The sequence below is a fragment of the Kineococcus aurantiacus genome (genome assembly GCF_013409345.1).
GTDB lineage: Bacteria > Actinomycetota > Actinomycetes > Actinomycetales > Kineococcaceae > Kineococcus > Kineococcus aurantiacus.
The window spans coordinates 2,135,811-2,159,054 of record NZ_JACCBB010000001.1 but is presented as its reverse complement, the minus strand read 5'-3'; the positions used below and the strand labels follow the sequence as shown (position 1 = coordinate 2,159,054).

General features: G+C 75.9%; 22 protein-coding genes. 16 read left to right on the top strand and 6 right to left on the bottom strand.

What is annotated here, in order from left to right; genetic code table 11:
* Positions 1-54: 54 nt before the first annotated feature.
* Positions 55-519, top strand: a complete 465-nt coding sequence (locus BJ968_RS10405; RefSeq protein ID WP_179751553.1) for a WapI family immunity protein — start codon at positions 55-57, stop codon at positions 517-519.
* Positions 520-618: 99 nt separating this feature from the next.
* A complete protein-coding gene (locus tag BJ968_RS10400) occupies positions 619-1,173 on the top strand; it encodes an AAA family ATPase (RefSeq protein ID WP_218884980.1) in 555 nt (184 codons plus the stop codon).
* Positions 1,174-1,185: 12 nt separating this feature from the next.
* Here the strand turns inward: BJ968_RS10400 and BJ968_RS10395 are convergent, their stop codons facing one another.
* On the bottom strand, positions 1,186-1,566 hold the full coding sequence (locus BJ968_RS10395; RefSeq protein ID WP_179751551.1) for an ATP-binding protein: 381 nt from the start codon (positions 1,564-1,566) through the stop codon (positions 1,186-1,188).
* 164 nt (positions 1,567-1,730) lie between these two features.
* Positions 1,731-2,348, bottom strand: coding sequence for a TMEM165/GDT1 family protein (locus BJ968_RS10390; protein WP_179751549.1), 618 nt, complete (start codon positions 2,346-2,348; stop codon positions 1,731-1,733).
* A gap of 124 nt (positions 2,349-2,472) precedes the next feature.
* Between BJ968_RS10390 and BJ968_RS10385 the strand changes: the two genes are divergently transcribed.
* From BJ968_RS10385 to BJ968_RS10375, 3 genes are all read left to right on the top strand, one after another.
* Positions 2,473-3,360, top strand: a complete 888-nt coding sequence (locus BJ968_RS10385) for an Fpg/Nei family DNA glycosylase (RefSeq protein ID WP_179751547.1) — start codon at positions 2,473-2,475, stop codon at positions 3,358-3,360.
* 61 nt (positions 3,361-3,421) lie between these two features.
* Positions 3,422-4,525: a glycerophosphodiester phosphodiesterase family protein gene (locus tag BJ968_RS10380; protein ID WP_179751545.1), complete on the top strand. Its 1,104-nt coding sequence runs from the start codon at positions 3,422-3,424 to the stop codon at positions 4,523-4,525.
* Positions 4,526-4,649: 124 nt separating this feature from the next.
* Positions 4,650-4,898, top strand: a complete 249-nt coding sequence (locus BJ968_RS10375; RefSeq protein WP_179751543.1) for a hypothetical protein — start codon at positions 4,650-4,652, stop codon at positions 4,896-4,898.
* Between the two features lie 60 nt (positions 4,899-4,958).
* Here BJ968_RS10375 and BJ968_RS10370 read toward each other — a convergent pair whose 3' ends face one another.
* From BJ968_RS10370 to BJ968_RS10360, 3 genes are all read right to left on the bottom strand, one after another.
* On the bottom strand, positions 4,959-5,969 hold the full coding sequence (locus BJ968_RS10370) for a cell wall-binding repeat-containing protein (protein ID WP_179751541.1): 1,011 nt from the start codon (positions 5,967-5,969) through the stop codon (positions 4,959-4,961).
* 17 nt (positions 5,970-5,986) lie between these two features.
* Positions 5,987-6,913, bottom strand: coding sequence for a ferritin-like domain-containing protein (locus tag BJ968_RS10365; protein ID WP_179751539.1), 927 nt, complete (start codon positions 6,911-6,913; stop codon positions 5,987-5,989).
* Between the two features lie 195 nt (positions 6,914-7,108).
* A complete protein-coding gene (locus BJ968_RS10360) occupies positions 7,109-7,507 on the bottom strand; it encodes an SSI family serine proteinase inhibitor (protein ID WP_179751537.1) in 399 nt (132 codons plus the stop codon).
* Positions 7,508-7,834: 327 nt separating this feature from the next.
* Here BJ968_RS10360 and BJ968_RS10355 point away from each other — a divergent pair, with 327 nt between their 5' ends.
* The 7 genes from BJ968_RS10355 to BJ968_RS10325 all read left to right on the top strand — a co-directional run bounded on the left by BJ968_RS10355 (position 7,835) and on the right by BJ968_RS10325 (position 16,028).
* Positions 7,835-9,874, top strand: a complete 2,040-nt coding sequence (locus BJ968_RS10355) for a helicase domain-containing protein (RefSeq protein ID WP_179751535.1) — start codon at positions 7,835-7,837, stop codon at positions 9,872-9,874.
* 203 nt (positions 9,875-10,077) lie between these two features.
* Positions 10,078-10,425: a rhodanese-like domain-containing protein gene (locus BJ968_RS10350; RefSeq protein ID WP_179751533.1), complete on the top strand. Its 348-nt coding sequence runs from the start codon at positions 10,078-10,080 to the stop codon at positions 10,423-10,425.
* A gap of 119 nt (positions 10,426-10,544) precedes the next feature.
* On the top strand, positions 10,545-10,994 hold the full coding sequence (locus tag BJ968_RS10345) for an ATP-binding protein (protein ID WP_246315101.1): 450 nt from the start codon (positions 10,545-10,547) through the stop codon (positions 10,992-10,994).
* Between the two features lie 145 nt (positions 10,995-11,139).
* A complete protein-coding gene (locus BJ968_RS10340; RefSeq protein ID WP_179751528.1) occupies positions 11,140-13,275 on the top strand; it encodes a SpoIIE family protein phosphatase in 2,136 nt (711 codons plus the stop codon).
* Positions 13,276-13,285: 10 nt separating this feature from the next.
* Entirely contained in the window at positions 13,286-14,035 is a 750-nt protein-coding gene (locus BJ968_RS10335) for a glycosyltransferase (RefSeq protein WP_179751526.1), read from the top strand.
* 4 nt (positions 14,036-14,039) lie between these two features.
* The gene (locus tag BJ968_RS10330; RefSeq protein WP_179751524.1) at positions 14,040-15,503 is read left to right on the top strand and encodes an MptA/MptB family glycosyltransferase; all 1,464 of its coding nucleotides are present in this window, start codon (positions 14,040-14,042) and stop codon (positions 15,501-15,503) included.
* 123 nt (positions 15,504-15,626) lie between these two features.
* Entirely contained in the window at positions 15,627-16,028 is a 402-nt protein-coding gene (locus tag BJ968_RS10325; protein WP_179751522.1) for a response regulator transcription factor, read from the top strand.
* Positions 16,029-16,048: 20 nt separating this feature from the next.
* Here the strand turns inward: BJ968_RS10325 and BJ968_RS26550 are convergent, their stop codons facing one another.
* A complete protein-coding gene (locus tag BJ968_RS26550; protein WP_179751520.1) occupies positions 16,049-16,735 on the bottom strand; it encodes a PAS domain-containing protein in 687 nt (228 codons plus the stop codon).
* Between the two features lie 118 nt (positions 16,736-16,853).
* On the opposite strand from BJ968_RS26550, the gene BJ968_RS10315 reads away from it, so the two are divergent.
* From BJ968_RS10315 to BJ968_RS10300, 4 genes are all read left to right on the top strand, one after another.
* On the top strand, positions 16,854-19,424 hold the full coding sequence (locus tag BJ968_RS10315) for a DEAD/DEAH box helicase (protein WP_246314099.1): 2,571 nt from the start codon (positions 16,854-16,856) through the stop codon (positions 19,422-19,424).
* Positions 19,425-19,471: 47 nt separating this feature from the next.
* Positions 19,472-20,635, top strand: a complete 1,164-nt coding sequence (locus tag BJ968_RS10310) for an aminotransferase class V-fold PLP-dependent enzyme (RefSeq protein ID WP_343077944.1) — start codon at positions 19,472-19,474, stop codon at positions 20,633-20,635.
* A 19-nt stretch (positions 20,636-20,654) separates the two neighbouring features.
* A complete protein-coding gene (locus BJ968_RS10305; RefSeq protein WP_179751518.1) occupies positions 20,655-21,635 on the top strand; it encodes an aldo/keto reductase in 981 nt (326 codons plus the stop codon).
* 75 nt (positions 21,636-21,710) lie between these two features.
* Positions 21,711-23,237 carry a GGDEF domain-containing protein gene (locus tag BJ968_RS10300; protein ID WP_179751516.1) on the top strand — a complete coding sequence of 509 codons (1,527 nt, stop codon included), beginning with the start codon at positions 21,711-21,713 and terminating at the stop codon, positions 23,235-23,237.
* Positions 23,238-23,244: the final 7 nt, after the last annotated feature.

Genomic DNA, 23,244 nt, shown 5'->3' with positions numbered 1-23,244 from the left:
ACGTCGGATCGGCGAGGGACCGGGTTCCGGAGGCGGGCGCGGGACACTGCCCGGGTGCAGCTCACCTCCACCGACGGCGCGACCTTCGCGCTGCGCCCCGGCGGCTACCAGTACCCGGACCTCGACGCTCCCGGCGACTGGGACGCCAACTGGCTCGTCGTGCGCGGGGAGGTGCGCACCGCGGGCGGGGAGTCGTGGACGTTCGACGACCCGAGCCTGACCACGTGGGAGGCGGGGGAGCTGGGGGAGTGGCTGCGCGCCGTCGCCGCTGGGCGGGTCGAGCCGGCTGAGGATCCCGGCGACGAGGACCTGCCGGCCTTCACCGAGCCGAACCTCGCCTTCAGCGTGGCGGCGGTGGCGGGTGAGCGGACGGTGCTGCGCGTGCACCTGTCCGCGGAGGCTGTGGCGCGCAGGCCCGGCGGGCGCGGGTGCGGCGTTCCGCTCAGCCTGGGCTGGGCCGACCTGCTCGCGGCCGCCGAGCAGTGGGGCAGGGACCTCGCCCCGTTCCCCGCGCGCTGACGACGGTCGCGGACGGCTCACGGTGCCGGCCGGGTGCTGCCCGTGCGGTTGAGGGAACCTGGCGTCCGGGCACCGACCGGCGCAGCGAGGGGAGTGGGCGTGGGCCGCGCGACAGCGATCCTGATGGTGGGCCTGCCGGGGGCGGGCAAGACCACCCGCGCCCGCGAGCTGGAGGAGCAGCGGGGGGCGCTGCGGCTGACCCCCGACGAGTGGATGATCCCCCTGTTCGGCAGCACCCAGCCCGAGGGCCGGCGGGACGTCCTGGAGGGCCGGTTGCTGTGGACGGCGTTGCGGGCCGCCGAGCGGGGGCTGGACGTCGTCGTCGACTTCGGCCTGTGGGGCCGGGACGAGCGCACCGCCCTGCGCTGGCTGTTCGCCGCGGTGGGGGCCGACTGCCGCGTCGAGTACCTGCCCGTGGACCACGAGACGCAACGGGCCCGGGTCCGGCGGCGTTCGGCCCGTACCCCGGAGCAGGCCTTCGCCATGAGCCCCGAGGAGCTGCTCGACTGGCGCCGCCGCTTCCAGGAGCCGACCGCCGGGGAGCTGAGCGGTGCGCCCCTGCCCGCGGCCCCGCACCCGCATGCGACGTGGTCCGCGTGGGCCGCTGCGCGCTGGCCCTCGCTGCCGGACGCCTACGGGCACCGAGCCCCCTGAGGCGGCGCCCGGTCAGGCCGTGGCGAGCTCGAACCAGACGGTCTTGCCCGTCGGCCCGACGGCGAGGTCGGTGCCCCAGCGGCTGGACAGCAGCTCCACCATGGCCATGCCGCGGCCGCTCTCGGCGTCGGCGCGCTGGGCGCCGATGAGGGGCATCCCGCCGCCGTCGTCGGAGACCTCCACGCGCAGGGCCGACCCGTCGACGCGGTGGACGTGCAGCTGCACCATGCCGTCGCCGTGGACGACGGCGTTCGTCACGACCTCGCTGGCCAGCAGCAGCGCGGCCTCGACGGTGTCCTCGGGGACCTCCTCGGCCGCCACCCACGGCGCGCACCACTCGGTGATGAGCCAGCGGGCGACGCCGACCGACCGTGGGCTCGGGGGGAGGACCACGTGGAACACCGGTCCTCGACCTCCCCAGCTCGCCCCCACCCGCGGTTTCTCCACGGCTGCCCAGTCCCTGTCCGTGTGAGCACTGTCATCACGGCGTGACGCACAGTCAATCACTCGACCCGCTGGTTGTCCGCACCGGTGAGGGGCCCCCACGTCCCGGGGTCTCACACCGGCAGGTCCAGACCCGCCACCTCCAGGGCCGTCAGCAGCGCCAGGACGGCGCACACGACGCCCCCGGCCCGGCTCACCGCCGCCACGCTGAGCTTGCGCACGATCGTCGCGCCGGCCACCGCGGCCAGCCCGGAGACGACCAGCAGCGCCGCCCACGCACCGGCGAACACCGAGACCGGGTCGTCGTAGCGGGCCGCGAGCCCGGCGGTGAACAGCTGCGACAGGTCGCCCCACTCGGCCAGGAAGACGACCCCGAAGCAGGCCGCCACCCCGCGCCAGCCCGACGCCCCGCCGCGCACCTTGCCCTCGTACTCGGCCAGGGCCTCCTCCTCGGCCTGCTTCGCCTTCGCGGCCCCCCGGAAGAGCGTGAACGCGCCGATCGCGAACAGCAGCGCCGCGACGGCGGCGACGGGACGGTCCGGCAGCTGGGCCAGCAACCGGCCCGCGACGACCGCGATGAGGCACTGCACGGCGAAGGCCAGCCCCACGCCGGTCCAGGCGGTCAGCGGCCTGAAGCGCGTCGCGAGCACGAGGGTGGCGACGAAGGTCTTGTCGGGCAGCTCCAGCAGCAGGATCGGCAGGAAGCTGGCAGCCAGGACGGCGAGATCCACGGGTTCCTCTCCGGGTAGGTCGCCCCATGCGACCACGGCGGGGGGTGACCGCGAAAACCCCAGCAATCGCGTTCGGCGGCCCGAACAAGTGGTTGCCGGTCACCCGCTGCCCCAGACTGGGGGCGTGCCGGAGCTCCCCGAGGTCGAAGGGCTCGCCGCGTTCCTGCGCGAGCACGCGGTCGGTCGCGTCGTCGCCGCCGTCGAGGTCGGCGCCCTCAACGTCCTCAAGACGTACGACCCGCCGCCCACGGCCCTGCACGGGCTGCTGGTCGAGGGGGTCCGGCGGCGCGGGAAGTGGCTCGACCTCGACGTCGGCGGCCTGCACCTGGCGGTCCACCTGTCCCGCGCCGGCTGGCTGCGCTGGTCCGACGCGCTGCCCAGGGCGCCGCTGCGGCCCGGCGGGAAGAACCCCGTCGCCCTGCGGGTGCGGCTGGCCCCCGAGGACGACGAGGACCCGACGGCCCCGCCCGGTTTCGACCTCACCGAGGCCGGGACGCAGAAGCGGCTCGCCGTGCACGTCGTCCGCGACGTCCGCGACGTCCCCGGCATCGCCTCGCTCGGCCCCGACCCCCTCGACGACTCCTTCGACCTCGCCGCGTTCACGGCGCTGCTCGCGGGGTCGCGGCAGCAGGTCAAGGGGCTGCTGCGCGACCAGTCGGTCCTGGCCGGTGTCGGCAACGCCTACTCCGACGAGGTCCTGCACGTCGCGAAGCTGTCGCCGTACGCCCCGTCCGGGAAACTGCCCCCCGCCGACGTCGAGCGGTTGTACGCGGCGCTGCGCACGACCCTGCGCGACGCCGTCGCGGCCGCGGGCGGACGGCCCGCGAAGGACCTCAAGGACGCCAAGCGCACCGGGATGCGGGTGCACGGCCGCACCGGCCAGCCCTGCCCGGAGTGCGGGGACGTCGTGCGCGAGGTGTCCTTCGCCGACCGGTCCACGCAGTACTGCGCGACGTGCCAGACCGGTGGCAAGCCCCTGGCGGACCGGCGGCTGTCCCGGCTGCTGAAGTGAGTTCCCCCGGAGTTCGCTGTGCCGTCGCCCTGGGCGGGCTGAGGAGCGGTTCACTGCCGGGATGACCGAGAGCAGCGCCGACCTCCGTCCCTCCCGCCGCACCCTGCTGACCGCGACCGCCGTCCTCGGCGGCCTCGCCGCGGTCCCGCTGACCGCCGGGGCCGCCTCGGCCGCCCCCGGCCACGGCTGGCCGACGCCGTTCGTCGTCGGCCACCGCGGTGCCTGCGCCTACCGCCCCGAGCACACCGTCGCGTCGTGGGAGCTGGCCGCCCGCCTGGGCGCCGACGTCATCGAGCCCGACCTCGTGCCCACGAAGGACGGGGTCCTCGTCTGCCGCCACGAACCGGAGATCTCCGGCACGACCGACGTCGCCGACCGCCCCGGGTTCGCCGGCCGCCGGACCACCAAGACCATCGACGGCGTCGAGTACACGGGCTGGTTCACCGAGGACTTCACGTACGCCGAGCTGCGCACCCTGCGCGCGGTGGAACGCCTCCCCGAGCTGCGCCCGCACAACACGGTGTTCGACGGGCTCTGGCCGGTCCCGACCTTCCGGGAGGCGCTCCAGACCCGCCGCCGGCTGTCGAAGGAGCTGGGCCGGACCATCGGGATCGTCCCCGAGATCAAGCACTCGACGTACTTCCGCTCCCTCGGGTTCGACGTCGAGGCCGCCGTCGTGGACGCCCTGGACGAGCACCGCCTGAACTCCGCCGCCGCTCCCGTCGTCGTGCAGTCCTTCGAGCTGACGAACCTGGTGACGCTGCGGACGACGTACGGGTTGCGCACGCCGACCGTGTTCCTCACCTCCGCCGAGGGAGCGCCCGCCGACCTCGTCGCCGCCGGCGACCCGCGGCAGTACGCCGACCTGCTCACCCCGTCCGCGCTGTGCGACCTGGCCCGCCACGTCGACCAGATCGGCCCGTCCCTGGCCCAGGTGACGACCGGTCTGGTCGCGGACGCCCACGCCGCCGGGCTGCAGGTCGTCCCGTACACGCTGCGGCCGGAGAACCAGTTCCTGCCCGAGGAGTTCCGCCTCGGCGACGACCCCGCGGCGTGGGGGCGGGTGCTCGACTACGCCCGGCAGCTGTTCGGGACCGGCATCGACGGCCTGTTCACCGACGCCCCCGACCTCGGCGTCCTCGCCCGGGAGCAGTCCCACGGCTGAGACTCCTCCCCCGGGAGGACCTGGCGCTTCCACCCCCGGCACGATGCGCGCGCACAGCCCCCAGGCCGATGCTCGGGGGGTCGGCTCGTGGGGTCGGCGGGCAGCAGCGGGATCGGGGGACCAGGTGGACGTCGTGGTGGGGATCGTCGGGGTGGTGGGCGCCGTGGCGCTCGTGCTGCTGACCGCCGGTGGGCGGGCCGCGCGCGAGGGCAGGGACGGGCAGGAACTGCTCGTCGCCCCGCGCGGGGCCCGGTTCGGCGACGCGTCGCGGGCCGTGCTGGCGGCGGCGCGCGCCGAGCGGGAGCGGCACGCCCCCGTCGTGCACCTGGCCGAGCACCGCGCCCGCCGACGCGGGGGCGCGCACGCCGCCTGACCGCGGGGGCCGGGGACCCCTCGTCCCCGGCCCCCGCGGCAGTACCCCTGAGCCCCGGGGCTACCGGGCCAGGGCGGAGGCGGCGTCGGCCGTCGCCTGCGACACCGACGGCTCCCCGCCGAACACCCAGCCGGTGCCGGCGTAGTCCGCCCGGTGCGCGGTCAGGTACGCCGAGGTGCCCTCGCCCACCCCGCCGTCGAAACCGGTGAACAGCAGCGGCACGCCCTGGCTGCCGGCCACGGGGGCCGCGGCGAGGGCGTCGACGGCGGTGGCGTCCGTCCCGCCGACGAGCGCCACGCTCTGCGGGTCGAAGTTCTCGTTCGCGATCGCGTCGTCGGCGACCTTCGCGGCCGTCTCCTGGCGGCTCGCCCCGGCGATGCGCTCGGTCCCGCCGAGCTGGCCGTAGACCGCGTCCGTGATGGAACCGCCGAGGACCACGCGGTTCGTCGTCCCCAGCTCCCCGAGGGCGGCGGCCGTGGCGGCGGGCACCGACGCCGGGTCGGTGAGCAGGATCGGGTAGTTCCGCGCCCACGCGACCGGCCCGGCGGCCAGGGCGTCGGCGGTCCCCGTGCCCGAGGCGATGAACACCTGCTCCGGGGCGTCCCCGGAGTCGTCGGCCTCGGCGACCAGCGCCGCGGTCTCGTACCGGTCGGCGCCGGCGATGCGGTGCACCGTCTTGCCGGCCGCGGCCCACGCGTCCTGCTGGGCCTGCGGGACCCGGTTCGTGCCGCCGACGATCCACACGTCGTCCGCGCCGAGGCGGTCGATCTCCGCGGCCGTGACGGCCGGGACGGAACCGGTGTCGGTGTAGAGGATCGGCGCCGACCTCAGCCCCGCGAGGTAGGAGGCCGTGAGCCCGTCGACGGTGGCGTAGCCGTTGACGACGACGACGTCGGTGGCCGAGCCGTCGGTGGGTTCGAGCAGCTTCGAGGCGGCGACGGCGGTGGCGAAGCGGTCGGCCCCGGAGATGCGTTGGTCGAACGCGAAACCCGGCGCGGCCTGGGCGGGCGCGGCGGTGCCCAGGCCCACGAGCAGGGCGACGGCGGCGGTGACGGTGAGGGACTTCTTCATCGGGTTCTCCTCGGATCTCAGCTGGTGGCGATCTCGCCGTTGAGGCCGGCCGGGTAGAACCCGCCCTTGGTGACGCCCGAACCCGGGGTCAGGTACACGATGTTCAGGACCTCCTGCGGGGAACGGCTGTACGCGATGGCGTTCTCGTCGGCGGCGACGAGGTTCGCGCGGCCACCGGACCCCACGGTGATGCCCTGGTCCTTGTCCGCGCCGGACCCGTCGAGGGCGTCGCGGGCGTCGGAGATGAGGTTCGTCGGGGCGCTCAACCCGTTCTCGTACAGCAGGGTCCGCACGATGCCGGAGTGGTACGCCTCGACGGCGAGGATCCCGGCGGCGGCTTCGAGGTAGGCGGGGGTGGAGATGAGCGGGGCGGCGCCCTTGTAGGCCGTGACGCCGACGTCCTCGAAGAGGAACGCGCCGAGCAGGAAGAACGCCTCGGAGGCGAACGGGTCGAACCGCTGGCCCTTCTCGATGACGCCCGCCGCGACGGCGGCCGCGGTGAAGGAGTCCTGGAGGTCGATCGCCGGCCGGGAGACGGCCGCCGAACCCAGCGCCGAGCGCAGGAACTTCACGTGCGCGATCTCGTCGTTGGCGATCTCCTCGGCGTAGTAGCGCATCGCCTTGGACTTGAAGGGCACCCGGTGCCCGCCGGTGACGCCACCCTGCGTCCCGGTCCCGGTGGCCATCGCCTCGGCCAGCCCGTGGCCGTACGCGGCGTGGCAGTAGAACTCGGCTTCGAGGTACTCGAGGTTCAGCGCGAAGTTCAGCACGCTGCCCTCGCTGGGGGTGGCGGCGCTGGCCGGGGCGGCGGTGGCGGCCCCGACCAGGCCGGCGCCGACGGCGCCGGCGGACAGCAGCCCCATCCCGCGCAGGAAGTTCCTGCGGTCGGCGGGGGTCTCGGAACTGCGGTTGATCATGTCGACGAGGAGGGACTTCTTGAACATGGGCCAGCCCTAGGAGTCTGGGCGCCGTCTGCTGGACGCCGGAACCCGACGCGACACTCGTCACGCCGTCGTGATCGGACGTCGGGTGTTCGGCGCCGGGGACTGCCCGGATGGGTCGACCTCGCCGTTCTTTCGACGAACGAGGAACAGACTGCCCCAAAGATCCCGCTGTGGCTACTCAGCGTGTTGCATGCATTACGTACCGCTTCCGGACCCGCGACGGCCGGCCGGAGTCCCCGGCTGCAGCAGGGGGGCGATCCGGTCCCAGCGGGCGATCTGGCAGCCGTCGGTGCGGTCGAAGGACGCGTCGACGTCGACCCCGTCCCAGGAACCCCTCACGGTGGCCGTCTGGGGACCGCCGTAGATCATCGTGCAGACCGCGTCCTTCGGGACGGGCGCCCACGGGCGCTTCGCCGCGGCGAGGGCCGCGCACGCGTTCTGCGCGTCGGGGTGGTCCCCGCCGACGACGCCGTCGGCCGAGCACGACAGCTGCCAGGTCAGCCGGTTCCCGCTGCCGTCGTCGACGACGACCGTGAGGGAACCGCCCGCGGCGGCCGCCGACGCCGAACCCGACGGGCTCGCGCTGCTCGTCATCCCCGGTCCTCCTGCCTGTTGCTGGCCGCACCCGCCGAGCACCGCGAGCCCCGCCACCGCGAGGGCGGCGGCGCCGGCGCGGGCGCTGCGCTGAACGGTCCTCCGAACGGTCACGGAGGTACGACGCGGTGCCCTCGGGAGCGGTTCCCCCGGTGCCGCCGCGCCCCGGGTGACAGGGGTCGAACCCCCCGGTTATGGTGAGGGTTTCGCGGGGACCGGCCTCGCCGGGTTCCACCACGGACATCCTCCCGCGAACCCCTCGCTGATCACAACGTTGTTGTCGTGCAGCGGTTCCGGCAGAATCGACCGCCGATCCCTGGAGGAACCGTGCCCGCACCCGACCCCGTCCTGACCGCCGAGCAGGCCCACCTCGACCGCGCCCGGGCCGAACTGACCCGGATGCGCGAGCACACCCTGTCCCTGGTCCCCGACGGCGGGGACGCCCTCGCCGACGAGGCCCTGGCCTGGACCCTGCACCGCCGCGCGGCCAGCCTCGTCGACGACCCGGCCAGCACCCTGTTCTTCGGCCGCACCGACCACGACGGCGGCGAGTCCCTGCACATCGGCCGCCGGCACGTCACCGACTCCGCGGGCGACCCCGTCGTCGTCGACTGGCGCGCCGACGTCTCCCGCGGGTTCTACCGCGCCACCCGCGACGCCCGCGCGGGCGTCCGGCTGCGGCGCCGCTTCGGCGTGGAGGAGGGCCGGCTGACGGCCTACGAGGACGAGCACCTCCTCGACGCCGACGAGGCCGACACCGCCAGCGCCATCCTGGCCCGCGAGATCGAGCGGCCCCGGTCGGGCCCCATGCGCGACATCGTCGCCACCATCCAGCCCGAGCAGGACGCCCTCGTGCGCGCCGACGCGCAGACGACGGTGTGCGTGCAGGGCGCCCCCGGCACGGGGAAGACGGCCGTCGGCCTGCACCGCGCGGCGTGGCTGCTCTACGCGCACCGCGAGCGCCTCACGCGCCAGGGGGTCCTCGTCATCGGCCCCAACCGCGCCTTCCTCACGCACATCTCCGCGGTCCTGCCCGCCCTGGGCGAGGTCGAGGTCGAGCAGCGCACCGTCGCCGAGCTGCTCACCGTCGCCGCCGACGGCCGCAAGGAGGTGCGCGTCCGCGCCGAGGAACCCGCCGCCGTGGCGACTCTGAAGGGCGACGGCCGGATGGCGGAGGTCCTGCGCCGCGCCGTGTGGTCGGCCGTGGGGGACCCGGCGCGGGTGCTGGAGGCCGGGGCCGTCGTCGTGACCCGGGGGTCGCGGCGCTGGCGGGTCCCGGGGTACCTCGTGCGCGAGCTCCTCGACGAGCTCACGACGCGCGGGATCCGCTACGAGGCGGCGCGCAACCTCCTGCCGCAGCGCCTCGCGCACGCCGTGCTGCAGCTGCTGGAGGCGGCCGGGGACTCGCCCGACGACGTCGTGCAGGACGCGGTCGCGCGCAGCGCGGAGGTCAAGCGGGCCGTCAAGGCGCTCATGCCCGCGCAGGACGCGGCGAAGGTGCTGTTCCGGCTGCTGTCGGACCGGGAGTTCCTCACCGCCAGCTCGCAGGACGTGCTCACCGGGGCCGAACGGGACCTGCTGCTGTGGCCGGCGCCGCCGCGCACGGCGGGGGCGGCGAAGTGGACCGCGGCCGACGCCGTGCTGCTCGACGAGGTCGCCGACCAGCTGCACCGCACGCCCTCGCGCGCGCACGTCGTGCTCGACGAGGCGCAGGACCTGTCGGCCATGCAGCTGCGGGCGGTCGGCCGCCGCTGCTCGACGGGCGCGGCCACGGTCCTGGGCGACATCGCGCAGGGGACGACGCCGTGGTCGGCGCGCAGCTGGGAGGACGTGCTCGCCCACCTCGGCAAGCCCGACGGGTCCCTGGAGGTCCTGGACCGCGGCTTCCGCGTGCCGTCGGCCGTCATCGACTACGCGGCGCGGCTGCTGCCGCGCATCGCCCCCGACCTCACGGTGCCGAGGTCGGTCCGGGAGGACCCGGGGCTGCTGGAGGTCGTCGAGGTCGCCGACCCCGTCGCGCGGGCGGCGGACGTCACGCGGCAGCTGCTGGACCTGGAGGGGTCGGTCGGGGTCGTCGTGGCGGCCGCGCACGCCGACGCGACCGCCGCCGCCCTGACCGCCGCCGGGGTCGGCTTCTCCCGGCTCGACGACCCGCAGGAGACGCAGCCGCGGGTCTCGCTCGTCCCGGCGGGCCTGGTGAAGGGGCTGGAGTTCGACCGGGTGGTCGTCGTGGAACCGGCCGCGATCGTCGCGGGGGAACCGGACGAGCGGACGGGCCTGCGGCGGCTGTACGTGAGCCTGACGCGCGCGGTCAGCGCGATGGTGGTGCTGCACGCCCGCGCGCTGCCCGCCGAGCTCACCCCCTGACCCACCCCGCCCCGCCCAACCCTCACCCTCGCCCCACCCCCCGACCCACCCCCGGTGATCAAGCACTTCGGTGATCAAGCACTCCTGTCCACAAGTGCTTGATCACCGAAGTGCTCGATCACCGCGAGGTCGGGGGAGGGGAGGAGCGGTGGCGGCGGTGGCGGGGCGGCGCGCGGCGGCGCGCCCGGCCGTAGGCTCGGCCCATGAGCGACTCGCGCACCTTCGACGTCGACGGCGTCCCCACCACGACGGTGACCGACCTCGCCGAGGACGCGGTGATCATCGACGTCCGCGAGGACGACGAGTGGGCCGCCGGGCACATCCCCTCGGCCCTGCACATCCCGATGGGTCAGGTCCCGCAGCGGCTGCAGGACCTGCCGCAGGGGGAGCTGCACATCGTGTGCCGCTCGGGCGGGCGCTCGCGGCGCACCGCCGAGTGGCTGCAGCGCAACGGGTACGACGCGGTGAACGTGGACGGCGGGATGTCGGCGTGGTCGGCGGCGGGCCGGGCCATGGTCTCGGAGTCCGGTCAGGAGCCCTTCGTCCGCTGACCCGGCCCCGCCCCGGGGTCCCGCCGGGGCGGTTCGCCCGTGCGGGTGGTCGCAGGTTTGACCTCCCGGGGCCCCGGGTACCGGTGCAGCGTCAGCGCGCTGGAGGGGAAGACTTGAAGATGCCGACGGGAGCCCGGCCGGTGCCGGCCACGCACTGGGCGACGTTCGCGCACGACGCGGCGTCCGTCCCCCGGGCCAGGCACGTGGTGCGCTCGGTCCTCGACGGGGCGGGCCTGGACGAGATGGCCACCGCCGAGATCGAGATCGTGCTGTCCGAGATCGTCGGCAACGCCGTGCGGCACGCCCGCCCGCTGGGCGACGGCGCGATCCACGTCCAGTGCGAGGTGACGCCCGAGGCGCCCCCGCACGTGGAGATCGCCGTGACCGACGGCGGCTCCCCGGGCCGGGCCGTGGCGGCCCGCACGGCGGGCAACTCGGACACCAGCGGCCGGGGGCTGCTCATCGTCGCCGGCCTCGCGGACGAGTGGGGCGTCGTGGAGAACCTCTCCGACCTCAGCCGCACCGTGTGGGCCTCCTTCGGCGGTCCCACGCGCCACCACCCCCACTGACGCCTCAGCCCTGACGCCCCCGCGCGCCGGGGTCACCCGGACGGCCCACCCCCAGCCCGCGCCCAGGCACTGCCCGCGCTCGGTCGGCTACCGTCAGGTCACCACCCGGTGACGAGCCGGTCTGGACCGAGCGGGAGGCAGTTGCGTGGACACCCCCACGTCCGCGCCGCGCGCCCTGCCCCTGGACCTGCTGCAGCGGACCGCCGCCGAACTGGCCGCCGCCCTCGACGTGCGCGACGCCGTCACCGCCGTCCTGCGCACCGGCCGCGACGTGCTGCGCACCAGCACCTGCGGCATCGCCCTGCTCGACGAGACCGGCACCGTCCTGGTCCCGCAGGTCCCCCACGAGGACGACCTCGCCGGCCTCGGCACCGGCCGGGACGTCCCGCTCGACTCCGCCACCCCCAGCGCCGAGGCCGCCCGGACCCTCACCCCGGTGCTGCTGCGCGACCGCGCCGAGCTGACCGCCCGCTTCGGCGGCCCGGCGCAGGGGCTGAACGCCAGCGTCCTCGACCTCGGCGAGCACTCCTGGGCCATGTACCCGCTGGTCGCGCGCGGCCGGCTCGTCGGCGTCCTGCGCTTCGGGTTCGGCCGCGAGGGGTCGCTCGACGCGCAGGAGCAGGTCTTCGCCGCCACCCTCGCCGGGCAGTGCGCCCTCGCCGTCGAGCGGGCCCGGCTGCTGGAGGAGGCCCGCCGCTCGGCCCGCCGCTACCGCACCCTGGCCGAGCTGGGCTCCGTCGACGTCTTCACCGCGACGCCGGGCGTGGGGATCACCAGCCCCATGCCGGGCTGGGCGGCGCTGACGGGACGGCCCTCGGTCACCGGCAAGGAGTGGCAGCGCGACGTCCACCCCGACGACCTCCCCGGCGTCCTGGAGACCTTCTACGACTCCGTCCGCGACCGGTCCGCGGCCCGCTTCCGGGTGCGCGTGCGCGGCACCACGGGCTGGCGGTGGATCTCCGCCGTCGCCGTGCCCGTGCTGGCCGACCCCACCGACCCCACCTCCGAGGTCGTCGAGTGGGTCGGCTCGCTCGACGACGTCACCGAGCGCGTCCGGGCCCGCCGTCGCACCCGGACCCTGAACGCCCTGACGGCCGCCCTGGCGACGGCGACGACGTACCCGCAGGTCCTCGACGCCGTCCTGCACGCCTGCCTGGAGGGGGCCGGGGCCGTCCGCGGCACGCTCGCGGTCGTCGAGGGCCAGGGCGACCCGGTGCTGCGGCTGCACCGGATGCTCGGCGACGGCACCCGCGAGTCCCTGGACCTGCCCGAGCTGTCCACCGACGACCTCGTCGCGGTGGCCGGGGAGCGGGGCGTCTTCCCCGTGGGCCCGGCCGGTGTCGCGGCCCTGCCCGCCCCCGTCCGGCCCTTCTTCGAGGCCGCCGCCGCGCAGGGGGAGACGTCGTGGGCCGTGCTGCCGCTGGCGTCGCGGACCCGGTGGCTGGGGGCCCTCACGCTGGGCTTCACCGAGGTCGAGGCCCAGGACGAGGAGGACCGCGAGTTCCTCCTGACGTTCGCGCGGCAGGCCACGGGCGCCCTGGACCGGGTGCAGCTGCTGCAGCAGCAGCGCGCCACCGCGACCGTGCTGGCCGAGGCGCTGCGCCCCGGGCCGCTGCCGCCCGTGGAGTGGCTGAGCGCGCACCGCGTCGCCACGACGAGCGCGGGCGTGGAGGTCGGCGGCGACTGGGCCGAGATCATCCCGCTGCCCGGCCCCGGCGGGGTGGACCGGGTGGCCGTCGTGCTCGGCGACGTCATGGGCCGCGGCGCGCGGGCCGCGACCGTCATGGGCGAGGTCCGCACCCAGGTCCGCACCCTCGCCCTCGTCGACCCCCACCCCGCGGCCGTCCTGCGCGGGCTGGACGCGCTCGCGGCGGCCGGCGGCGGGGAGGACCTCGTGACGATCTTCTACGGCGTCCTGTCCCGCGACGGCCACCTGCTGGCGGCCAGCGCCGGGCACCTGCCCCCGCTGACGTGCAGCGGGGGCCCGCACTACCTCGACGTCCCGCCCGGGCTGCCGGTCGGGGTGGGCGGCGACGCCCGCACCGACGTCCTCGACGTGCGGCTGGCCCCCGGCAGCGCCCTCGTCGTGTTCTCCGACGGCCTCGTCGAGACGCGGGAGCGGTCGCTGACGCAGGGGCTGGAGGAGGTGCTGGAGCACTTCCGCGAGAGCGCCCGCGAGGAGCCGGTGCAGGTCGTCGAGACGCTCGTGCGGCGCATGGTGGGGGACCCCGACACCGCGGTGGACGACGACGTCACGGTCCTGGGACTGCGGCTGCGCTAGCGTCGCGGCCGTGCCCGCGCTGCGCCCGTCCCCGACCGTCGCGGTCGTGATCCCGGCCAAGGACGAGCAGGAGCGCATCGCCGCGACCGTGCGGGCGGTGTCCTCGCTGCCCGTCGTGGACGTCGTCGTGGTCGTCGACGACGGTTCGGCGGACCTGACGGCGAAGGTCGCCCGCGACGCCGGGGCCCTCGTCGTCGCCCACGCCCGCAACCGGGGCAAGGCCGCCGCGATGCGGACCGGCGCGCGGGCCGTGGCCGAGCGCGAGCGCGCCCTCCCGCGCCCGGGCGTGCGGGCCCGGCCGCTGCTGTTCGTCGACGCCGACCTGGCCGACAGCGCCGTGCGGACCGAGCCCCTGACGGTGCCCGTGCTGGCCGGTGAGGCCGACATGACGATCGCGGTGCTGCCCCCGCAGGCCACCGCGGGTGGCGGGCGGGGGCTCGTGGTGGGCCTGGCCCGGCGCGGGACGGTCGCCGCGGCGGGCTGGTCCCCGCAGCAGCCGCTGTCGGGGATGCGCTGCCTGACGCGGGCCGCGTTCGAGGCCGCGCTGCCGCTGGCTCCGGGGTGGGGCGTGGAGACGGCCCTGACGATCGACCTGCTGCGCGCGGGGTTCCGCGTCGTGGAGGTGCCCTGCGACCTGCACCACCGGGTGACGGGCAAGGACCTGCGCGCCCAGCTGCACCGCGCCGCGCAGTACCGCGACGTGGCCCGCGCGCTGGGCCGCCGCCGGGTCGTGGACGCGCTGCGCCGCCTCGCCCGCTGAGCCCTTGACCGATCCCGCCGTCCGCCCGGCGCGCTGGGCCACCGCCTGCGCCGCCGCGTGCCTGCTGTGCTGGGCCGTGGTCGCGGTGCTGGGGCCCTCGGCGGCCGTGCCGGACCTGGGGGCCGGGTTCGGCTCGTTCGACCTGGGCCGGGCGCCGTCGTCGGCGACGGTCACGGCCCTGCTGGCGGTGGCGGTCCTGTCCGGCGGGGCGGCGTTGGCCGCGGGGCTGCGGGCCCTGGGCCGCGGCTGGCGTCCCCGCCGCGCCCTGCTGCTGGCCGCCGCCGGCGCGCTGGTCCTGACGTCCCTGCCGCCCGTGGGGTCGGCCGACCACCTCAGCTACGCCGCCTACGGCCGGATCGCGGCGCTGGGCGGGGACCCGTACGCCCAGGCCCCCGACGCCTTCGCGGGCGGGACCGACCCCGTCGCGTCCGCCGTCCGGGACCCGTGGCGGTCGACGACGTCGGTGTACGGCCCGGTCGGGGGGCTGCTCATGGCGGCGACGTCGCTGGTGGGCGGGACGTCGGTGCGCACGACGGTGTGGGCGTGGCAGGTCCTGCTGCTGGCGGCGTGGGCGCTCGTGGCGTGGCTGGCCCGGCGCCGGCTGGAGGGTGCGGCGCGGGCCCGGTTCGACGTGCTGTGGACGGCGAACCCGCTGCTGCTGACGGTGGGGCTGGGCGGCGCGCACGCCGACGTCCTGGCGGGGGCGGCCGCGGTCGCGGTGCTGCTGCTGGCGCGGGACCGCCCGGTCGCGGCGGGTCTGGCGCTGGCGGTGGCGGTGGGGACGAAGGCGCCCTACGGGGCGGTGGCGGTGGGGGTCGTGGTGGCGGCCGTCGCGGCGCGGCGGTGCACCCCCGGGTGGCTGCTGCGCGGCGCGGCGGGCGCGCTGGTCGTCCTGGTGCCCGCCCACGCGTGGGCCGGTGCCCACGTCTACGACCAGACGCGCACGGCGAGCCGCTACGTCTCGCTGGCCACGGTGTGGCGGCCGCTGGTGGAGGCGGGGATGCCGCGCGGGCTGCTGCTGCCGGGGATGGTCCTGGTGGTCGCCGTGGTGGCGGTGCTGTGGTGGCCGCTGCTGGTGCGCGGCGGGGAGCTGGAGCGCGCGGCGGGCGTGACGGCGGTCCTGGCGGCGGGGTACCTGCTGGGGGCGGCGTACGAGCTGCCCTGGTACGACCTGCTGCTGTGGGGGCCGCTGGCGCTCGTCCTCGTCCCGCCGCCCGCCGCGCGCGCCGGGGGTGCCGGGGGTGCCGGGGGCGGCGGGGGTGCCGCGGGTGCGCTGACGGGGGTGCTGGCGGGGCGGCTGACGCTGCTGGGGCTGGCGTACGTGCCCGGCCTGGTCGACGGCATGAGCCCGGCCGTGGAGGCGCTGACGCTGGGGTACCGGCGCGAGGTGGGTCCGTGGGTGGCGTGGGGGGCGCTGGTCCTGACGGTGGCTGTGGCGAAGTACTTTCGACGGAGGGTTGCAATCTGATCACCGTGTGGGAAACTCGGTGAAGGCTCACTCACCTGGGCCACCCCTCCGGTGCGTCCGGGCGGGGGCGCCGCCGCGAGGTGGACGTTCGTCGAGACGAGGCGACCGAGGGAGCAGCGGCAGATGGAGCGCGACGACGTGGCGATCGTGGACGGCGACAGCGTCAGGGTCCGGACCGACTGGTGGGGCGACGTCCTGCGCACCGTCGCCGAGGGTGAACGCCGCGTGATCGTCGAGGACGAGACCGGCAACCGGTTCGTCCTCGTCGCCGAGGACCGCTACCGCGCCCTGGAGGACGCCGAGCGCAGCCGCACCCCGGGGCGCCCCGACGTCACCCTCACCGCCCGCGAGCAGGAGGTCCTGCAGCTCGTCGCCGACGGCTGCCCCGGCTCCGTCGTCGCCGAGCGCCTCGGCCTGGCCGCCAACACCGTCGCCCAGCACCTGGCGGCGGTCCGCCGCAAGTACGGGGTCCGGTCCTCCGCGGCGGCCGCCTCCCTCGCGCGCCAGGACGGCCTCATCACCTGAGCACCACCTGAGCGCGGCCCTCACGGGCTGGGCATCGTGAACCCGACGACCTGGTCGGTCCCCCCGTCCGCGCCCTCCAGGGCGTGCCCGACCGTCGAGAGCCAGTGCACGCTCCCGTCCGGGTGCACGACGCGGAACCGGGAGCTCAGCGACCCGGTCCGCCGGATCGACTCGCGCGCCGCGCCGGTCAGCCGCTCCCGGTCCTCGGGGTGCACCGGGCCCAGCGCCTCCTCCCACGTCATCCGGCGCTGCCGGGCGGACAGGCCCAGCAACCCGCTGACCCGCTCGTCGACGTCGACGACCCGCAGGTCCATGCGCACCGCGAAGGCCCCCGACGGCATCCGCGGCAGCCCCCGGGTCGCGGCCCACGTCACCGCGGCCCCCGGGTCCACCGCGGCCGCCGCCAGGTCGACGCGGGCCCGCAGCTCCGCCGACAGCTCCCCGAGCACGGCGTCACCGACCGGGCTCGTCACCAGCAACCGCACCAGCAGGTGGAAGGGCAGCGCGTCCCCCTGGACCAGCAGCCCGCTGCGCCGGCCGTGCTCGTCGTCGAAGGCGACGCCGTCGACCAGCGACGTCAGCTGGGGGTCCGCACCCGGCGGTGGCCCGTCCCCCCACAGCGCCTCCAGGTCGGCCCGGACCAGCTCGGCCCGGCGGCGGGCGCGGTGCTCCCGGGACAGGCGGTCGTCAGCGGTGACGGTGCTCACCCCCTCCGGGGTCACGGTCGTGGAGCAGGTCCCCAGCATGGCGCAGGACGGGCCCCGCGCACCACGACCGCCCGCACCCACCACCGACCGCCCGGGGCGGTGGGACCATGGGAGCGCCATGACGATCACCGACCCCACCCTCCCCGACCTCCTGCCGACCGCGGGCAGCGCCGCCGCCGACGACCCCGACGCCGTCCTGGAGGCCTTCACGACGTGGGTCGCCTCCCGCGGCATCACGCTGTACCCCGCCCAGGAGGAGGCCCTCCTGGAGGTCGTCTCCGGCTCCAACGTCGTCCTCGCCACCCCCACCGGGTCCGGGAAGTCGCTCGTGGCCGCCGGGGCGCACGCCGCGGCGCTCGCCGGCGGGATCCGGTCCTTCTACACCGCCCCGCTCAAGGCGCTCGTGAGCGAGAAGTTCTTCGCCCTCATCGAGGTCTTCGGGGCGCACAACGTCGGGATGATGACGGGCGACGCGTCCGTGAACCCCGGCGCGCCGATCGTCTGCTGCACCGCCGAGGTCCTCGCCAACCTCGCCCTGCGCTCGGGGGCCTTCGCCGACGTCGGCCAGGTCGTCATGGACGAGTTCCACTTCTACGCCGACCCCGACCGCGGCTGGGCGTGGCAGGTGCCGCTGATCGAGCTGCCGCAGGCGCAGTTCCTGCTGATGTCGGCGACCCTCGGCGACGTCACCGCGCTGCGCGACGACCTGACCCGCCGCACCGGCCGCGCCACCGCCCTCGTCACCTCCGTGGAGCGGCCCGTCCCGCTGCACTACTCCTACGCCACGACCCCGTTGCAGGAGACCGTCGAGGACCTCCTGCACACCGACCGCGCCCCCGTGTACGTCGTGCACGCCACCCAGGCCGCGGCCGTGGAGCAGGCCCAGGCCCTCACGAGCGCGAAGATCGCCACCCGCGAGCAGCGCGACGCGATCGCCGAGGCCATCGGCGGTTTCCGGTTCGCCGCCGGTTTCGGCAAGGTCCTGTCCCGGCTGCTGCGGATGGGCGTCGGCGTCCACCACGCCGGGATGCTGCCGAAGTACCGCCGCCTCGTGGAGACCCTCGCCCAGGCGGGGCTGCTGAAGGTCATCTGCGGCACCGACACCCTCGGCGTCGGCATCAACGTCCCGATCCGGACCGTGCTGTTCGCGGGGCTGACGAAGTTCGACGGCCGCCGCAACCGGCACTACCGCGTGCGGGAGTTCCACCAGATCGCCGGCCGCGCCGGCCGCGCCGGGTTCGACACCGCCGGCACCGTCGTCGTGCAGGCCCCCGAGCACGAGGTGGAGAACGCGCGCCGCGTCGCCCGGGCCGGCGACGACCCGAAGAAGCTCAAGCGCGTCCAGCGCGTCAAGGCGCCGGAGGGTTTCGTGTCCTGGTCCGAGCAGACCATGGACAAGCTCGTCGGCGGCGAACCCGAGCAGCTCACCTCCCACTTCCGGGTCACCACGTCGATGCTGCTCAACGTCCTGCAGCGGCCCGGGAACCCCGTGGAGGCGATGCGGCACCTGCTGCTGGACAACCACGAACCCCGCAAGAACCAGCTCAAGCACGTCCGCCGGGCCGTGGAGCTGTTCCGCGCCCTGCTCGACGCGGGCATCGTCGAGAAGCTCCCCGAACCGCTGCCCGACGGCCGCCAGGTCCGGCTCGTCGCCGACCTGCAGCTCGACTTCGCCCTCAACCAGCCGCTGTCGCCGTTCGCGCTCGCCGTCGTCGACGACCTCCTGGACCCCGAGTCGGTGACGTACGCCCTCGACGTCGTCTCGGTCATCGAGTCGACGCTCGACGAGCCGATGAAGGTGCTGCTCGCGCAGCGCTCGAAGGCCAAGGGCGAGGCGGTGCAGCGCATGAAGGCCGACGGCATCGAGTACGAGGAGCGCATGGAACTCCTCGAGGACGTCGAGTGGCCGCAGCCGCTCGCCGAGGAGCTGCGCCGCGCCTACGAGACCTACCGCGCCGGGAACCCGTGGGTCGGGGACTACGAGGTGCGGCCCAAGTCCGTCGTGCGGGACATGTACGAGCGGGCCATGACGTTCGGCGACTACGTCGCGCACTACCAGCTCGCCCGGTCCGAGGGCCTGGTCCTGCGCTACCTGTCCGACGCCTACAAGGCGCTCAAGCAGACGGTCCCCGACGACGCCCGCACCGAGGAGCTCACCGACCTCGTCGAGTGGCTCGGGGAAGTGGTGCGCCAGACCGACTCCTCGCTGCTGGCCGAGTGGGAGGCCCTGCGCGACGGGGTCGACGTGGAGGACGTCGAGAACGTCGTCGCCCCGCAGGAGGACGAGGCCCCGCCGGTCACCGCCAACGCCCGCGCCTTCCGCGTCCTGGTCCGCAACGCGGTGTTCCGGTTCGTGGAGCTGTGCGCGCTGGACCGCCCCGAGGCCCTGGCCGCCCTGGACGGTTCCCCCGACGCGGACACCTGGGCCGACCAGCTCGACGCCTACTACGAGGAGCACGAGACCGTCGGCACCGGCACCGGCCCCGACGCCCGCGGCCCGCACCTGCTGCAGGTCGACGACGGGTCCGGGCCCGACGCCAAGGGTTCGCCCCGGCGCTGGTACGTCCGGCAGGTCCTGGAGGACCCCGCGGGGGACCGGGACTGGGGGATCGTCGCCGAGGTCGACCTCGACGCCTCCGACGAGGCCGGCACCGCCGTCCTGGAGGTCGCGGGCCTGCTCCGCCTCTGACCCGGGTCGCCCGCGCTGCGCCCCGGCGGGCTGGTTGACTGCGCCGGGTGACGCTCACCTGGGCCCTCGACCCGTCCGTCCGGCACCTCAACCACGGTTCCTTCGGCGCCGTCCCGACGGCGGCCCTGCAGGCCCAGTCCGCCTACCGCGCCCTCATGGAGGGCGCGCCGGTCAAGTGGTTCGTCGGTGTGCCGCAGCGCATCGCGCAGGCCCGCGCCCGCATCGCCCCGCACCTGGGCGTCTCGCCGGACGACCTGGCCCTCGTGCCGAACGCCAGTGCGGGCGCCAGCGTCGTGTTCTCCTCGCTGCGCGCCGACCCCGGCGGGGAGGTCGTCGTCACCGACCACGGCTACGGGGCGGTGACGGCCGGGGCCGAGCGGTTCGCCCGCCGGTGGGGCTGCACCGTCCGCACGGCCCACGTCCCGCTGGCGGCGGGACCGGCCGAGGCGGCGGCGGCCGTCACGGCGGAGTTCTCCGACCGGACGGTGCTGGTCGTCGTCGACCACGTGACCTCCCCGACGGGCCGGTTCCTGCCCGTCGACCTCGTCTGCGCCGCGGCGCGCGGGCGCGGGATCCCCGTGCTCGTCGACGGCGCGCACGTCCCGCTGATGCTCGCCGACCCGCTGGCCGGGGTCGACTGCGACGTGTGGGTCGGGAACCTGCACAAGTTCGGCTGCGCGCCCCGGGGGTCGGGGGTCCTCGTCGCCCGCGGCCCGGTGCGCGGGCAGCTGCACCCGCTCATCGACTCCTGGGGCGCGGGCAAACCCTTCCCGGCCTCCTTCGACGAGCAGGGCACCCTGGACTTCACCAGCTGGCTCGCCGCGCCCGACGCCCTCGACGCCGTGGAGCGGGAGGTCGGCTGGAAGGTGGTGCGCGAGGACGCGGCGGCCCTCGTGGCCGAGGGCGCCCGCCTGGTCGCCGACGCCTTCGCCGGGCTCACCGGCGAGGACCACCGCGTCGACGTGGGGATGCCGGCGACCCCCTTCCGCCTCGTGCGGCTGCCCGGGCGCCTGGGGCTCGGGCCCGGCGGGGGCAACGCGGTCCGCGACCGCGTCCTGGCCGCGTTCGACGTCGAAGCCGCGTTCACCGCCTTCGGCGGGCAGGGGTTCGTCCGGCTGTCGGCGCACGCGTACAACACCCTCGACGACTACGCCGACTTCGCGCGGCGGTGCGTCCCGGCCCTGGTGGGGTGGTCGCGCGAGCGCGGCTGACGGCTCGTAGGCTCCCCCCGTGCAGACGAGGACGTTGGGCAGGACGGGACGCGCCGTCGGAGTGGTCGGCATGGGCTGCTGGCAGATCGGCGGCAACTGGGGGTCGGTGGACGAGGACGCCGCCCTGGGGACGCTGCAGGCCGCGGCCGAGGCGGGGGTGACGTTCTTCGACACCGCCGACGTGTACGGCGACGGCCGCAGCGAGCGCCTCCTGGGCCGCTTCCTGCCGACCGCCCCCGAGGGGGTGTTCGTGGCGACCAAGATGGGCCGCCGCGCCGACCCGCACGTGGCGCAGGCGTACGGCCTGGACGCCTTCCGGGCCTGGAACGACCGCAGCCGGGAGAACCTCGGCGTCGACACCCTCGACCTCGTGCAGCTGCACTGCCCCCCGTCGGAGGTGCTGCACACCGACGCCGTCTTCGACGCCCTCGACACCCTCGTCGCCGAGGGCCGCACCCGCGCCTACGGCGTCTCGGTCGAGACCGTCGCCGAGGGCCTGGCGGCGGTGGCCCGGCCGAACGTCGCCAGCGTCCAGATCATCCTGAACCCGTTGCGGCTCAAGCCCGTCACCGAGTTCCTGCCCGCGGCCGCCGAGGCCGGGGTCGGGGTCGTGGTGCGCGTCCCGCTGGCCTCGGGCCTGCTGACCGGCAAGATCGACGAGAACACGACGTTCGCGGCCGACGACCACCGCAACTTCAACCGCAACGGCGAGTCCTTCGACGTGGGCGAGACGTTCGCGGGGGTCCCCCTGGAGGCCGGGGTCGCGGCGGCCCGGCGGCTGGCCACCGTCGCCGGTGACGTCCCCCTGGCCGCGTTCACGCTGCGCTGGATCGTGGAGCAGCCCGGCGTCAGCGTCGTCATCCCCGGCGCCCGCTCGCCCGAGCAGGCCCGCGCGAACGCCGCGGCCGCCGACGTGCCCGCCCCCACCGCCGAGCAGCTCGACGCCGTGCAGGAGGTGTACCGCGAGCTCGTCGCCGAGCACGTGCACGACCGCTGGTGAACGGGCCGGTCGACGGGGCTCAGGTCCGGCGCAGCGGAGGTCGATGACCCCTGGGTGATGCGGTCGGAGGTGCGCATGGGTCCCCTGCTGGAGCAGGTGCGGGCGCTCGAGCGCGCCCGCGGCCACGACCTGCCCCACCAGGGTGACCCGGCGCACGACCTCGCGCTGCGCGCCGAGGCGGCCGGCGACCGGGTCACCGCCGCCCGGGCCCGCCTCGTCCACGCCGACCTCGCCTGCTCGGCGGGCGACCTCGACACCGCCAGCGCCCTCGTGCAGGACGCCGTGCGGGTCGCCGAGGAGTGCGGCGACGACGAGCTGGCGGCCCGGGCCCACTACGTCAGCGCGATCCTGCACCTGCAGGCCGGGGACGCGGCCGAGTCCCGGTGGCACGCGGTCCGGTCGGTGGAGGTCCTGCCGCCGTCGTCGCCGGCCTGGTTGCGCGCCGAGCACCTCCTGGGGGCCAGCGTCGTGCTGGACCGCTCGACCGACTCCCTGGAGTCCGTCCTCACCGAGGTGCTGGAGATCGCCGCCGCCGAGGACGACCCCCGGCTGGAGCTGTACGCCCTCAACAACCTCACGTGGGAGCGGGCCGAGGACGGCCGCCTGGAGGAGGCGCTGCGGCTGGCCGAGCGGATGCGCCGCGCCGCCGCCCGCGGGCAGCGGCCGCTGCGCAGCGCCGACCTGGACACCGTCGCGACGGTGCAGCTGCGCTCGGGCCGGCTGGAGGAGGCGTGGACCACCATCTCCCAGGCCCTGGACCCCTCCACCCCCGACATCGGCGCCGACCACCAGGTCATCGCCCGGCTGACCGCGTTCCGCGTCCTCATCGGGCTGGGCCGGGCCACCGAGGCCCTGGAGCAGCTGGAGCTGGCCCGCCGGCTGGGGACCGAGCGTCGCCTGCCGGGACTGCTCTCCGAGGTCGAGGAGGCCGAGGCGACGTACCGGGCCGCGACGGGGGACTGGGAGGGCGCCTACCGCGCCCACGTCCGCTTCCACGCCGAGCACGTGCGGCTGCAGGCCCGGCAGAACGCCGCGCGCGCCCTGCTGGCGCAGGCGCAGTTCGAGGCCTCCGCCGCCCGCCGCGACCGGGACCGGTTCCGCACGCTCGCCTTCACCGACTCCCTCACGGGGCTGCCGAACCGCCGCGCGGTGGAGGAGCACGTCCGCGACGTCCTCCAGGGCCCCGGTCCCGTGGCCCTCGCGATCGTCGACCTCGACCACTTCAAGCGCATCAACGACGAGCGCTCCCACGACGCCGGGGACGCCGTCCTGCGCGAGCTCGGCGTGCTGCTCACCGCGTACGTCACGGGCGCGCCCGGGAAGTTCGTCGCGCGCCTGGGCGGGGAGGAGTTCGTCGTCGTGTGGGAGGGCTGGACCGCCGTCGCGGTGGGGTTGTCGGCCGAGGCGCTGCGCGCCGGCGTCGCCGCCCACGACTGGACCGCCTGCGCCGGTGGCCTGCCCGTCACGGTGAGCGCCGGTTTCGCCGTCAGCGACGAGGACGGGGCCAGCTGGCCGGACCTGCTGCGGTGCGCCGACGCCCGGCTGTACGAGGCCAAGCGCGGGGGCCGGGACCGGGTCGTCGGACCGGCCGCGGTCCGCTGACGCCGCC